9 protein-coding genes are annotated in these 13,635 nt (G+C 57.3%); 6 read left to right on the forward strand and 3 right to left on the reverse strand.

Annotated elements, in window-relative coordinates; all coding sequences use genetic code 11:
- Positions 1-18: 18 nt before the first annotated feature.
- The 5 genes from DSM3645_RS07075 to DSM3645_RS07095 all read left to right on the forward strand — a co-directional run bounded on the left by DSM3645_RS07075 (position 19) and on the right by DSM3645_RS07095 (position 8,727).
- The gene (locus DSM3645_RS07075; protein ID WP_002651400.1) at positions 19-5,277 is read left to right on the forward strand and encodes a protein kinase domain-containing protein; all 5,259 of its coding nucleotides are present in this window, start codon (positions 19-21) and stop codon (positions 5,275-5,277) included.
- 178 nt (positions 5,278-5,455) lie between these two features.
- Positions 5,456-6,661, forward strand: a complete 1,206-nt coding sequence (locus DSM3645_RS27840) for an FHA domain-containing protein (protein ID WP_002651401.1) — start codon at positions 5,456-5,458, stop codon at positions 6,659-6,661.
- A gap of 303 nt (positions 6,662-6,964) precedes the next feature.
- Positions 6,965-7,456 (forward strand): MarR family winged helix-turn-helix transcriptional regulator, encoded by a 492-nt coding sequence (locus tag DSM3645_RS07085; protein ID WP_002651402.1) that lies wholly within the window; start codon positions 6,965-6,967, stop codon positions 7,454-7,456.
- Positions 7,457-7,525: 69 nt separating this feature from the next.
- Positions 7,526-8,224, forward strand: coding sequence for a pirin family protein (locus tag DSM3645_RS07090; protein WP_002651403.1), 699 nt, complete (start codon positions 7,526-7,528; stop codon positions 8,222-8,224).
- Positions 8,225-8,283: 59 nt separating this feature from the next.
- Positions 8,284-8,727 (forward strand): DoxX family protein, encoded by a 444-nt coding sequence (locus tag DSM3645_RS07095; protein WP_002651404.1) that lies wholly within the window; start codon positions 8,284-8,286, stop codon positions 8,725-8,727.
- Positions 8,728-8,820: 93 nt separating this feature from the next.
- On the opposite strand, the gene DSM3645_RS07100 is transcribed toward DSM3645_RS07095, so the two are convergent.
- From DSM3645_RS07100 to DSM3645_RS07110, 3 genes are all read right to left on the reverse strand, one after another.
- Positions 8,821-9,147, reverse strand: a complete 327-nt coding sequence (locus DSM3645_RS07100; protein ID WP_002651405.1) for a BON domain-containing protein — start codon at positions 9,145-9,147, stop codon at positions 8,821-8,823.
- 106 nt (positions 9,148-9,253) lie between these two features.
- The gene (gene cysC / locus DSM3645_RS07105) at positions 9,254-9,919 is read right to left on the reverse strand and encodes an adenylyl-sulfate kinase (protein ID WP_002651406.1); all 666 of its coding nucleotides are present in this window, start codon (positions 9,917-9,919) and stop codon (positions 9,254-9,256) included.
- Between the two features lie 22 nt (positions 9,920-9,941).
- The gene (locus DSM3645_RS07110; protein WP_116344376.1) at positions 9,942-10,997 is read right to left on the reverse strand and encodes an acyl-CoA dehydrogenase family protein; all 1,056 of its coding nucleotides are present in this window, start codon (positions 10,995-10,997) and stop codon (positions 9,942-9,944) included.
- A 373-nt stretch (positions 10,998-11,370) separates the two neighbouring features.
- Between DSM3645_RS07110 and glgP the strand changes: the two genes are divergently transcribed.
- Entirely contained in the window at positions 11,371-13,572 is a 2,202-nt protein-coding gene (gene glgP / locus DSM3645_RS07115; protein ID WP_002651408.1) for an alpha-glucan family phosphorylase, read from the forward strand.
- The last annotated feature ends 63 nt before the right edge of the window (positions 13,573-13,635 follow it).

Genomic DNA, 13,635 nt, shown 5'->3' on the forward strand with positions numbered 1-13,635 from the left:
TTGCCGGAAAGCTAGTTCATGTTTGTCTGCCCGCAATGTGCCGCCCAGCTGACCGATACTCAGCAGTCGGAAGGACGCTGTCCTGACTGTGGGGTTGCATGGGATGCTGAACCGGCGATCGGCGGAACGATCGATCTGCCGGATAGCGAAGACCTTGGGCAGACGTACGAATTTGATCTGGTCGACGACAATCCCGACAAATCAAATCCATCCGCAGCTTCTTCGAGCGACGCAACGACTCTGGATGGGCGCCAAGGCACGGTCGAAATCGAGACGCCGGATCCCGCGGAAGCGCGCGAAGTGAAGCAGACGATCGATCTGCCCGACGCGGAAGCGGCGCCGGTTCCGCCGCGCAGTATTCTAGAGTCGCCTGCTTCCGGTGGCGCTGAGTCGTCGCCAACGCATCCGCCCAGCGATGAGGAGTTTGAATTTTCGTTGTCAAGCGACGCGGAAGAAGTTGAAGAAGCGACGGAAGTGAATCGTACGATCGATCTTCCTCCGCCGAATTCGTCTCCCGGTGATACGATCGATTTGCCTGACCATGTGCTTTCGGCGCAAAATACGCTGGATCTTCCGGACGGCGGCGGACCGATTTTCGGACAAACGCTCGATTTGCCCAGCGACGGCGCGGGACGAACGATCGACTTGCCGCCTGACTTGGGAATCGGACAGACGGTCGACAGCGTAGGCGCCGACAATTCTGAGTTCGATCTCGCCCTGGGCTCACAGCCGCTTTCGGCCGATGGCGTCCGTCGATATTGGGACGGCGCAGAAAACCCGGGGGATTCTCCGCTGACGTCGCTCAAGACGGCGACCGTCGCCAAGGGACGCGAACTGGGCGTTGAAATTCGCGAGCGGATTCTGGCCAAAAATGCACAGCAAGGCGTATCCTCGGACTACGAGTTAATCAACATCCTCGGCGAAGGAGGAATGGGAACCGTCTACGCAGCCGATCAAAAATCGGTGCGTCGTCGCGTCGCGATCAAGACGCTGAAAAACAAAGGAGGAAAACGGAAAGACGATCGCGCCAAGTTCTTAAGTGAAGCGGTGCTGACCGGTTTTCTGGATCATCCGAATATTGTGCCGATTCACGAACTGGGACAGACCGGCGACGGCACGCTCTTCTACTCGATGAAGCTGGTGAGCGGCACGCCCTGGCACGAGGCGATTCGCAACAAGACGGAGCTGGAGAATCTTGAGTATTTAGACCGCGTCTGCGACGCCGTGGCGTTTGCGCATTCGCGCGGCGTGATTCACCGCGATCTCAAACCTGAAAACGTGATGCTCGGCGAGTATGGCGAAGTCTTGGTCATGGACTGGGGCTTGGCGGTCGATCTCAATCGCGGCGACCATTTCAGCATGGGCGGTACGCCGGCCTACATGGCGCCAGAGATGGTGCGCGGCCCCATCGAAACAATTGGAATCGGCAGCGACATCTATTTGCTGGGCGCGATCCTGTATGAGATCGTCACCGGCGCGCCGCCACATGCGGCCAAGACGGTGACCGAGTGCCTGGTCGCGGCGGCCGAAAACAAAATTACCCCTGTCGAGTCAAGCAGCACGCTGCTCAAGATCGCACTTCGCGCGATGTCGAGTGAGATCAGTCATCGCCATGTCTCGGTCGCCCAGTTCCAGTCAGCGATTCGCGAGTATCAGTTCCATTCGCAAAGCTTGGGGATGGCGGCGCGGGCACGCGAAGATCTGGAAGAAGCGCGGACGACGCAAAACTACGAGCAATTCTCTCGCTCCCTCTTCGGCTTTCAAGATGCGATGGATCTTTGGCCAAAGAACGATGCGGCGATCGTTGGATTTCGCGACGCACGTCGGGCCTACGCCGAATGCGCGCTGGCCAAAGCGGACTTTGATCTCGGTTTGCAGCAACTGGACGAGAACGATCCCGAGACGCAAGCGTTATACGCTGCGTTGATTCGGGGACAAACTGATCGTCGACTCGCCCAATCGCGAAAACGCTTCGCCCAAGTGTCTGCGATTGCGGCCATGTTGCTGTTGATGGTGGGCGCCGTCGCGTTTGGCGTGGTCGTCTACGGCAAGAATGCGGCCATCGCCAAAGAACGAGACAATGCCGAAGTGCAACGTCAGCGGGCGGTGAAAAATGAAGAACAGGCCGTCAAGGAGAAAAACGCCGCAGACGCGGCGAAGAAAGTAGCCGAGAATGAGAGAGCGATCGCCAATGCAGCAAAGTTAACTGCGGAGATGGAAAAAGCGGCCGCGGACAAGGCGAAGTTGACCGCGGAGAAAGAAAAAGCGGCTGCGGACGTAGCGAGGGAAACGGCTGTGAATGAGAAGGCGCTCGCCGACATAGCCCGCGCCGAAGCCGAATTTGCCGCGGTCTTTTCTCGGATAGGTTTGGCCCAGGCCAAAATCGAAGCGAACGATATCGGCCGCGCCATTGAGCTTCTGGAGCAGGTTCCCAAACGCTTCCGCAATTGGGAGTGGGGCCACCTGTACGATCGATGTCATGCCGACGTGCCGCAGATCGATGCGCTGCGTCCAATCACGGCAGTCGCGTTGTCTCCTCAAGGAGACCTTTCGGCGGCAGGCGGAACCGATGGAATCGTTTCACTCTACTCCCAAGCGGAAGGAGCGATCGCCCAAAAATCATTGAATCTGCAGGGAGCGTCGATTACGTCGATCGCCTTCGCTCCGCCTGGAGATTACTTGCTCATCGGTTGCGATGATCCGCAGCAACCCCTGGTCGCTTGGTATCCGGCGAACGATGAAAAACAGTCGATCCTCGTGCGAAATATATTTGTCCCCGAGAGAATCGATTCACGTTATCACGTAGAGCGAATTACGTTTCATCCGGAAAGCGGCGTCGCCTATATCGCCGCGAATGGCTATCTGTTCTCTGTCGCGTCACCAGAAGCGACCGCCAAACCGCTCCGCTATTTCACGGACGGTTTGAATGCGGTGAGCCTGTCGTCGGATGGCTCGACGCTGTTGTTGGCCGGCGGGAACGTCCGCCGCGGTCAGATCGAAACGCTTGACCTGGAGACGACCGAGACCTCGGCGGAACTAGCGCTGCGCGAGATCCCGATCGCCGCCTGTTGGATCGCGCCCGGCATCGCCGCCGTGGCGACCAGCGACGGAGCGATGTCGACCTGGACCGTGGGCGATTCTGAAGTATTGGAGTTCGATCGGCTGAACTCGCGTGTGAATTCGCTTGACTACAATCCGCAAACCGGCTTGTTGGCGGCGGCGATGGAAGATGGCTCGATCTGCGTTTGGAACGTTACCGGCAGCGCCACGCAGCCGACGCGCGGCAAGACGCTGCGGGGGCATTTGGATGTCGTCAGCTCGGCGCGTTGGAGCAAGGATGGCAAGACGCTGGTCTCGGGGAGCGTCGATCAACATCTTCGCTTTTGGGACTACGAAGCCTACCGCGATCAGCTGACGATTCAGCATGATCACGGCATCCTCACGGCCGCTTACTCCAGCGACGGACGTTTGGCCGCGACCGGTGATAGCGGCGGCGTCGTCCGAATTTTTCAGCCAGGCCTGTTGAACGGCGGTGATGTTTTAGAACTGCATGAAGGCGACTGGCTGGCCGAAAGTCGCGCGACCGAATTTGGCGCTCAGTTTGTCGGTCCGAATCATCTAGTGACCCAAATCGGCGGCGTCAGCGCCGCGGTCTGGCGACTTGACACGACGGAACAGGTTAGCGCATTTCCAGTGGGGGGCAATTCGGTAGCGATTGCCGCATCGCCCGACGGCGAACATTTTGCGCTGCAAGATGGAGAAGCGTCGCTACTAAGAATTTGCGACTTCTCTGGAAACGAAACGACCATCGCACAACGGGCGAAAGCCTGGGGACTCGATTTTTCTCCCAGCGGAAATAAGCTCGCCATCGCAAAATTGGTGATGGCCTCGATCTATTCGACTCAGCCTGCCAGCGAGCCGCTGATTTGGAAGCGCGCGATGAACGGCGTGAAGCAAATCGGATTCCTCGAAGAGGACGTCGTCGCCATCGGGAGCGCGAACGGCGCCGGGGGAGGAGTGGCCGTTCTGGAGACGGAGTCAGGTAGCGAACTAGCCGAGTTCCGCGCCAAAGAGGATGAGTCGTATCAGTTCTTCTGTTTGTCTCCCGATCGCACGATGATCGCCGTACTGCTGCGCCGCGGCGCAGAAAGCGAACACGTCGTAAGGATTTGGCGTCCCCGGTCTGAAACGATCGCCGAGACCTCGGTTCCGTACGAAGTCCGCTCCGCTGCATTTACGGCCGAGGGCAATTTGCTTTTGGCCAGCGAACGCGACGTTGCGCTGTGGGACCTCAAGGGAGAACCGCGGTCGATCCCGGGAGTCGCGCAAGCGGCGGCCAGCAACGGCCGCAAGATCGGCGGCGTGATCAGCTCGCCGACGAGCGACGATGAGTTTGCGATTTACTTCACCAATCGCGATGTCGAAATTTGGAACACGATGGCAGGCCGCATTCAGCGGTTGAATTCGGCTCGCTCGGTCATCTACGTTGGGTTTTCTCGTGATGATTCAGAAGTTATCGCCGTTCATAGCGACGGCATGATCCGACGCTGGAGCGTCATCGACGGTAAGAAGATCGGCCAATGGACGACCTCGAGCAACGACGTCACCTCGGCGGCGCTAGTGGATGACAAACTGGCGATCGCCTGCCGCGACGCAAGCTTGACGATCTTCGATTGGAAGACCGGCAAACCGGTCGCCGAGGGGAAACTTGACTCGGCGGCGCTCGATATGACTTGGGCGAGTCAGCCGCACGATCAATTGATCGCCGGTTGCGTCGACGGACAACTACGGATCGTCTCTGGCGAGACGGCGCAGCAAGTTGGTGAGCCATTTGGCAAGCACAACGGCAGCTACTTGGGCGTTGCGATGGACGCTGACAGCAAGCGTTTGGCGGCGGTCAGCAGCGACCGAAAAGTGCGTGTTTGGCTAGAAGTCGACCTAGCGGCGGGAAAAATAGGGAAACCGCTCACGCACGATGGGCACTCCGCCGAAGTGAATAGCGTCGCCTTTTCAGCGGATGGTCGTCGCCTGGTGACCGGCAGTTCGGATAGTATGGTCATTGTCTGGTACGTGGATCGTCCTGATAAAGACAAGCTCTCGCTTATGCGAGAGATCATGCCTCTGCGAGGACATCAGAAGGGGATTAAGGCGATCAAGTTTTCGCCGCAAAAGACCGACTTGATGACAGCCGGCGACGATGGGCGAGCCACGATCTGGTTTGCCGTGGATTGGCAAGAAGAACAGAATGCTCCGCAGCCGATGACGGAAGAGGAGTAAACGTCATTCGCCTCGGTAAACCGGTGGGGTGATGAGCCCCAAGTTGTGATTGTTTTCCTGCTTTTTACCACGACTGATGGGTAGGAATTGGGAATAATGGATAACGAGAAGGAGGTCGAATGGATTTTGGCCTTTGCGTTTCGCCTTCCTTTGACTAGCGAACCGAGAGAATAAGACCGTGCGATGCGCGCTTAACATTTATGCCGGACCGAGCGCTGGCCAACGAATCTGGATCGGTGACGGTCAAACGATCAAAGTAGGTCGAACGCATGCTGCTGAGTTTCTCATACCGGGCGACCCGCACGTTTCGGGGCTCCATTTCGCGGTTGAATTGGTTGACGACCAACTGATGCTGACCGATCTGAAGAGCCGCAACGGCACCTACTTGAACGGCGAGCGATTGACGCAGCCGGTCGCGCTGCACGATGGCGATGTCGTCACGGTCGGAAAAACTCATTTGCAGGCCGCGATCCCCGGCGAATCGACCGGTTCACGTTCTGGGTTTGGATCGCGCTGGTTTGATGAGCAAACCGCTCTGGCGATGGGTGACGAGACGAATCAGGTTCCCCAGCCGCCGGCTCCTCCCCGTTATGACTCGGATCTAACCGAATTTCTCCCGTCCCTCTCCGCCAAAGCGGAACATGTCGAATCGGCGGACGAACCGCACGAAGTGGGGGATCATTACTCGCGTTTGTCGAGCGGCGATTTCCAAAAACTGCGTCAGAAAGCGGGCTACGGCAGTCAGCCCCATATTGATCCGCCGGCCCAGCGAGTTGAGCAGCCAGTCGTCCATGGCGCTCATCCGGCCGCTTCCGGTTCCGCAGCGCCGGGACCGCTGGACTATGAGTCAGGCGTCGCTCCGTCTGGTTTGAACTACTTCACGCAGCGCGTCGTCGTCGATCCGATCGCGGTCGCTCGCTACATTGGACAAGGTCGCAACCTCTATGCGGTTGTCAATTTGACGCGTTTGCCAGGTGATGATCGCAGCGCCTTTTATCGCGAAGCGACCTCGCACGGGGCGGTGCCGATTTCTGACAATCAGGTAGTGCTGGATGACCGCAGCGTCACCCAATTTGAAGCGACCATGCGCTCGATCTGGGGACGGGACGCTGTTATCTGTCTGGCGAGCCGCGCGAGCAAGTTTGCGTTTGTCGCTCACGCACTGCGCGTCGCGGACAAACTAACCTTCCCCAGCGAGTTGCTGGAATCGCTCTATACGAAGTCGTCGCAGGACGCCCAAGAGCTGTTCCAGGAAGTTTCCGCGATTATGCTCGAAGTCGATCGCGGCGCCGGTTGGGCGATCTTTAAGAACGACGCTGAAATTCGAACTTGGCGCACCCTGGGTATGCCGTGTCCGCCGGCGTCTGCCCAACAGAGCCCCTAGCGTCAGTTTGGTCTTGTCGTCTTGCGAGCCGACGCTTTTGTCGCGTCTTGGCGGGATGAGCCTGGGCTTTCGGCGGTGGCGCACGCAATCTCCCTGGCTTTCCGCATTGAAAAGATGCTCGTGGGGCAGACCGCTTGCGTTATTAATTCTCGGCGCTTCCGTCTCGCGGCGTCCGATTGTTTTGCAGAATTCGTTTTGTCAGTAGCAATCGCAAAACTCTCTCGGATGCGAAAAAGTCGTTATTAATCTATTGACGATGTATTAGATGACATGTAAATTAAGTGGATCGAAAGGAGTTTTGTGATGTCTGCGAGTCGATTGCAAGAAGAAATCAAAAAGAAAGAGCCGTTTGCTTCGGCAGAGCAAGAAGCGACGCTCAATCTCTTGCGGACGAGCGACCAACTTCACAACCGGTTCGGACGCTTGTTTCGCAAATACGGACTGACTTCGTCGCAGTATAACGTGCTGCGAATCTTGCGCGGCGAGGGGAAAGCGTTGCCCAGTTTGGAAATCGCCGAGCGGATGATCCAGGTCGTTCCCGCGATCACGGGACTGATCGACCGTTTAGAGAAGCAGGAGTTGGTCGAGCGCCGACGGTGCAACGATGATCGCCGGGTCGTCTTTGTAGAAATCACCGAAAAGGGAATGACGCTGCTGAGCGAGATGGACCAACCGGTCAGCGACACCCACGTCCAATTGATGGGGCATCTCTCGAAGGCGGAATTGCAAGAGCTGAGCCGTCTGTTGGAGAAGGCCCGGATGAGCCTGGCGCCTGGAAAAGAAAAAGAAGCGTAACCATCGCGTCTTTTTTTCATCAGATAGTTGATATGTAAAATAATGTTGTGAATTTAAAAGGAGAGGACGATGATCCGAATTCGCAAAGCGGAGGACCGCGGGCACTTTGATCATGGCTGGCTCAACACTTTCCATACGTTCTCGTTTGGCGGATACCAAGATCCGTACAACATGAGTTTCCGTACGTTGCGTGTGATGAACGAAGACAGGGTCGCCCCTGGTCAAGGTTTTGGGAAGCATCCGCATCGCGACATGGAAATCGTCACCTACGTCTTGTCAGGCGCGCTGGAACATCAAGACTCGATGGGGAACGGCGAAACGCTTCGCCCCGGCGAGTTTCAACGGATGTCGGCCGGCAAAGGGATCTTGCATAGTGAGTTCAATCCTTCATCGGATGAACCGGTGCACCTTTATCAAATCTGGCTCTATCCCGCCGAGAAGGGGATTGAGCCGAGCTACGAACAAAAGAGTTTTCCGGTCGAAGATCGCCAGAATCGACTGCAACTGGTCGCTTCGCCGGACGCTGCTGACGGTTCGTTGCGAATCCATCAGGATGCACGCATTTACTTGGCCGAACTTGCTTCCGGCGCGGCGGTGGAACATCCGTTGCCGGACGAGCGACATGCTTGGCTGCAAGTGTTGCGTGGCGCGGTGGAGTTGAACGGCAAGCCGTTAGGGACAAGCGACGGCGCCGCGATCAGTTTTGAGCCGACGGTCCAGATCACCGCGACGAATGACGCGGAAATCATGTTGTTTGAGATGAACTAACCCCTTTTATTGACCAATTTTCCGTGACGCCAACGGAAACCTATTCAGGAAGAATTTGCATGAACCATCCCATGATCCCGATCGTTTCGATCGCTGGCCGCGTGATGTTGGCCACCATTTTTGTGATGAGCGCCGTCGGCAACAAAGTGCCCAACTTTGAAGGCGTCGCCGGCTATATGGCCTCGGTCGGAGTTCCGGCTCCCCACGTGATGTTGGCAGGCGCCATCCTGTTCTTGATCGTCGGCGGCGCTACGGTTGCGGCCGGCTATTACGCGCGGTTTGGCGCGGGGCTGCTGCTGGTCTTTTTGGTGCTGGCCACTTACTACTTCCATGACTTTTGGAATCTAGAAGGACAAGAAGCCCAAATGCAGATGATTCAATTCATGAAGAACTTATCGATGGCGGGCGCGATGATCTTTGTCATCGCCAATGGTTCCGGCGCCGGCAGTCTCGATGGTTCAGGAACTGCAGACGAAGCGGCCGAAGAGAAAGCAGAATTCTAAATCGCACTGCGGCTGGAAGTGAAGAATGGGCGGAACGTCGGTCGATCGGCGTTCCCCTTTTTTTGCGCCGCAGCCAAGAGCAACGGGATCGTCTTAAGAGAGGCCGACCTCGACGGAATTGATTAATTCAATTTCGGGAGATACCGAGCGGGCGACTTCTTGCGCCATCTGTTTTTGATAGAAGTTGTCAACGCGACCCGCTAACACAATGCGATCGTCGAAGTATTCGACCTGCAATTGGCGAAGCGGAAAAAGTGGACTTGCACCGAGTGCGGTGCGGATGCGCGAGCGCACGTTTTTTACATTTGAGCTAATCATCCGTGGATCTTCCTTGCGACAAGTCTTGGCAAGTGGCGCTGACAAGCGGGTGGGGAGTTTCCGGCGAACGCGAGCGAGGCAAATTTCGTTTTGCGAGGTCATCCGTGGGGCTTAACGCCGGAATAGTTGTTGTATGATTTCATCGCTATCACCGTCAACCATTTTTTTAGGAATGTTCACGTAATCGCCAATTCTTCTCGCTAGCATTTCATGAACCGACGATTCCACGTTTCTTCAATTGGGCGATCACCAGAGCGGCAAGCTCTTCAGCCGCGGCCGATCCGCCGGCCAACGTGATCTCGGCATTCAGCGGAGCTTCGTAAGGATCATCGATCCCGGTCATGCCTTTTAACTCTCCAGCCCGCGCCTTCTTGTACAGGCCCTTCGGATCGCGACTCTCGCATACATCCAGCGGCGTATCGACAAATACTTCGATGAAGTCGCCCACGGCGCCGCTTGATTCCAGACGTTGTCGGACCAGATCGCGATCTTTGCGATAAGGACTTACGAACGCCGCCAGCGTGATTAGTCCTGCCTGGCAAAAGAGATCGGCGACCGCTCCGATGCGGCGAATGTTCTCTTCGCGATCGGCCGGGCCAAAGCCAAGTCCAAACCGAGTCGCGAAGTCAGCGTCATGCGATGTGGCCAGCATCGCGGTGGATGGATTGAGCCCATGGCGCACATTGTCTCCATCCAATAGAAACGTGTGGGCGCCTTGTTCGTGCAGCTGACGATCGACCAGGTTGGCGATCGTGCTCTTGCCGCAACCGCTGAGCCCGGTGAACCAAACGACGCATCCACGATGGCCGTTGAGATGTTCTCGATCGGCACGGGTAACCGCATGGTCGTGCCAAGTGACTTCGACTTTTTCCATCTCTCGCTTCTTCCGCTATTGCTTATTCGGCGATGCCGGCCAATTCGCACAAGTTGGCTTGCTGGACAGGTTGGGGGCAACTCCAAACCAAAAAGAACAACGCTTCGCGGCACCAACGGCCGACCGCATGGCCTGTAACGTAGCCTGCTCCCTTGGCGGCCGACAAGGCGGCTTGCGTCGATCGCAGGGCGATACTGTTGGCGCGACTGCGGAGTTGCTCGGTGCTGCAGAGCGGCTTTCCTGCTGCTGCAGATAGCAAGTCGGTCTGTAGATCGCTCAATTCCTGAGCAAATGACTCTGCAGGGGCAGAGAGGTCCGGCCGCTGGGTCGCCTCGTTGCGGATATACGCCGCCGCAGCCGACGCCAGACCGATGGCCAACGTTGATGTTTCTAAACCCCCTGTCTTCGCGCCGACGCCTACCTTCATGACGTTCTCAACCGGTCCAGCCAACAAATCTGCAGGGGTAACGCGAACTTGGGAAAACTTGACCATCCCCGTAGCGCTGCCGGTCAGCCCGACGAGACTTGCCGGAGTTTCTGCTGAGACGCCGGCCGCATTGCCGGCGACCGCGGCCAACAGTTCGCGTCCATCCGGTAATGTGGCGCCAACGACCAGCGTGTCTGCATGTACGCCGCCGGTGACCCAAGGGCTGTAACCGTCGAGCAAAAACGAGTCGCCATCGATGCTTGCGCTCAATACCGGTTTGCTGAGATGTCGCCGGCTGGTGGTTAGATGCGAGATCCCCACCGTGGCGAACGACGCGCCGCTAGCCAAGTCAGGAAGCAGACGTTGCTGGGCCAAAAGGTTCGTCGAGCCCGCAATTCGTCGACAGGCGCCGGTCCGCTGCGTGATGACAAAGGTGGTGGTCAAACAGGCGGCGCTGAGCTTTAAATATCCCCGCACGACATCGACATCGCTCCATCCCATTCCGCCCTGTTCGGCCGAGAGAAACCAGCGAAAAACGCCGGCGTCGCCGCAAGCTTGCAATGACTGCGCCGGCCAGGCTTCCTGAGCCGAAAGCTGATGGAGCTGTTCACAAAGGAGATCGAGTTGCGGATCGTTCGGCTGAGAGATCACGAAATTTCTTTCGAGCGATTTCAAGGAAGAAAATAAAACGAGGGGAGATGGGCATTCGATTTGCTATCAGCTGTCATCGTACGCATTTCCGCGCGTCGTAGCCAGCGAAGCCCGGCGAGAGCCGATTTCGTGAACGGCGAAGAATGAAAGCTGCTAGCGGCGTGAGCAATTCCAGAATAGCTAGTTGCTATCGCCAACTTACTGCGATATGTCTAAAGGAGAAAGCGACTGCATGAAGTTAGCTTCAAGCATTCGGTTCTAGGTTCCGATTCGTAGGAGTGATTGGGGTCGCATCCCCGATAATGAACAGGTACATTTGCCTTAAGTCTCCAGTTCCAAAGCGTTTCAGGCATTGCCTGCTGAAGGATGGATTATGAGTCAAGCAGAATTGACGCAAACCGAGTCCGACGCCTTGAAAGGCGTCGTCGCAGAATTATCGGCCGAGAAGCTTTATGACAAGTGCATCGAACTGGCCAACAATCTGTGGTGGACTTGGCAGCCCGACGTTTTCAACCTCTTTCGCGACCTCGATCCGATTCGTTGGCGCCAGCTCGATCACAACCCGATCGCGCTGCTGAAAGAGTTTACGCCAGAGCGGCTCGAGCTTCGTGCCGCCGAAATGGTCCTCTACAGCCGCATTAACCATGCTTATCGCCGGCTGAAAGAATATCTCTCGACGAAAGATACCTGGTCGGCGACCCACGCCGGCGTTTTGGGATCGCGTCCGGTCGCTTACTTTTCGGCCGAATTTGGCATCCATGAATCGCTGCCGATTTATTCGGGCGGTTTAGGCGTCCTCTCCGGCGACCATGTGAAAAGTGCTAGCGGTCTGGGCGTTCCGCTGGTCGCGATCGGCCTGTTTTACGACCAAGGCTATTTCAAGCAGCACTTGGATGTCGACGGCTATCAGCACGAAGAGTACATGGACACCAAGGTTGAGAATCTGCCGATGAAGCCGGCGATCTCTCCTGATGGAACTCCGATTACGATCTCGATCGACACGCGCAGCGGCACGCTCAAAGCCAAGCTGTGGAAGATGAACGTCGGTCGCGTCAAACTCTTCCTGCTCGATTGCGATGTCGACGGCAACAAGCCGGAAGATCGGGAGTTGACCAGCCGTTTGTACGGCGGTGACGAACGAACGCGTATTCGCCAAGAGTTGGTGTTGGGCGTCGGCGGCATGCGAGCGCTCAAGGCGCTCGGCATTACTCCCGGCGTTTACCACCTGAACGAAGGACACAGCGCCTTCGCTTCGCTCGAAGGAATGCGTGAGCGGATTCAGGAAGACGGTCTGCCATACGAAGACGCAATGCGTGACGTCGCTCGTCAGACCATCTTCACGACGCATACGCCGGTTCCGGCGGGGCACGACCGTTTTGACGCCGGTCTGATCGAAGAGCACCTGGGCCCGCTGCGCGACGCCATGGGGATCTCGCACGATCAGTTGATGGGGTTGGGACGCGTAGAGCCGCAGAACGAAAACGAGACCTTCTGCATGACCGTGGTCGGGCTCAAACTTTCCCGCCGCGCCAATGCGGTCAGCCAGTTGCATGGACATGTCTCACGACGCATGTGGGCTCATCTGTGGCCGTGGCGCGTGGAAGAAGAGATTCCGATTGGTCACATCACCAACGGCGTGCATGTGCCGAGCTGGGTCGCCTGGCAGATGTTGCAGCTTTATGATCGCCATTTCCCGAGCGGTTGGTACAGCCGCATGGGAGAGGCCGATTTCTGGCAAAACATCCATAGCGTCGATCCCGGCGAACTATGGGAAACCCACGCGACGCTGAAAAACCTGTTGCTGCAATTTGTTCGCCGCCGCGTTTCGCGACAATGTCGCCGCCGGGGTGAAAGTGACGAAGCAGTCGAACGAGCGCGCACGCTGCTCGATCCGAACATCCTGACGATCGGATTCGCGCGGCGCTTTGCGACCTACAAACGAGCCGACTTGTTGCTGGATGATCCGGATCGCTTGGACGAAATCGTCAACTCGACGACCCGTCCGGTCCAGTTTATCTTCTCCGGCAAGGCTCACCCGAAAGATGAACCCGGCAAAGCGAAGATCCGCGAGATCTTCAATTTGCGAAACGACGAACGCTTCCGTCATCGAATCGTCTTCGTCGAAGATTACGACATCAACGTCGGTCGCCATTTGATCCAAGGGGTCGACGTCTGGTTGAACAACCCGCGACGTCCGCTGGAAGCCTCCGGCACGAGCGGTCAGAAGGTCGTGTTGAACGGCGGCTTGAACTGCTCGATCCTCGACGGTTGGTGGGCCGAAGCGCACGACGGCAACAACGGCTTCGCGATCGGCAACGGACGAACGCACAGTTCGGTCGAACGCCAAGACGAACGGGACGGCGAGCAGCTGTATCGCGTGCTAGAAAACGAAGTGGTTCCGCTCTTCTATGACCGCGACGTCGATGGACTGCCGCGTGAGTGGATCAAGCGCATGATGAACTCGATCGGCACGTTGGCCTGGCGATTTAGCGCTCACCGCATGGTGATGGACTATACGCGTCTCGCCTATGTCCCCGCCGCCGGCGGCTTGAGCTGCGATATGAGCCAGTTCTAAGCGGTTCGGTCGAGACGTTCAGCAACAACGATTCGAGAGGGAAGAAGGCCAAGCTTTCTTCCC

This window comes from Blastopirellula marina DSM 3645 (assembly GCF_000153105.1).
In the GTDB taxonomy this organism is placed as follows: Bacteria; Planctomycetota; Planctomycetia; order Pirellulales; family Pirellulaceae; genus Blastopirellula; species Blastopirellula marina.

Excerpts from the sequence above, each read along its gene's own strand:
- cysC (WP_002651406.1), bottom strand. The coding sequence starts at position 9,919 with ATGGAAAAAGTCGAAGTCACTTGGCACGACCATGCGGTTACCCGTGCC.
- DSM3645_RS07075 (WP_002651400.1), top strand. The coding sequence starts at position 19 with ATGTTTGTCTGCCCGCAATGTGCCGCCCAGCTGACCGATACTCAGCAG.
- DSM3645_RS07100 (WP_002651405.1), bottom strand. The coding sequence starts at position 9,147 with ATGACCTCGCAAAACGAAATTTGCCTCGCTCGCGTTCGCCGGAAACTC.
- glgP (WP_002651408.1), top strand. The coding sequence starts at position 11,371 with ATGAGTCAAGCAGAATTGACGCAAACCGAGTCCGACGCCTTGAAAGGC.
- DSM3645_RS07090 (WP_002651403.1), top strand. The coding sequence starts at position 7,526 with ATGATCCGAATTCGCAAAGCGGAGGACCGCGGGCACTTTGATCATGGC.
- DSM3645_RS07085 (WP_002651402.1), top strand. The coding sequence starts at position 6,965 with ATGTCTGCGAGTCGATTGCAAGAAGAAATCAAAAAGAAAGAGCCGTTT.
- DSM3645_RS07095 (WP_002651404.1), top strand. The coding sequence starts at position 8,284 with ATGAACCATCCCATGATCCCGATCGTTTCGATCGCTGGCCGCGTGATG.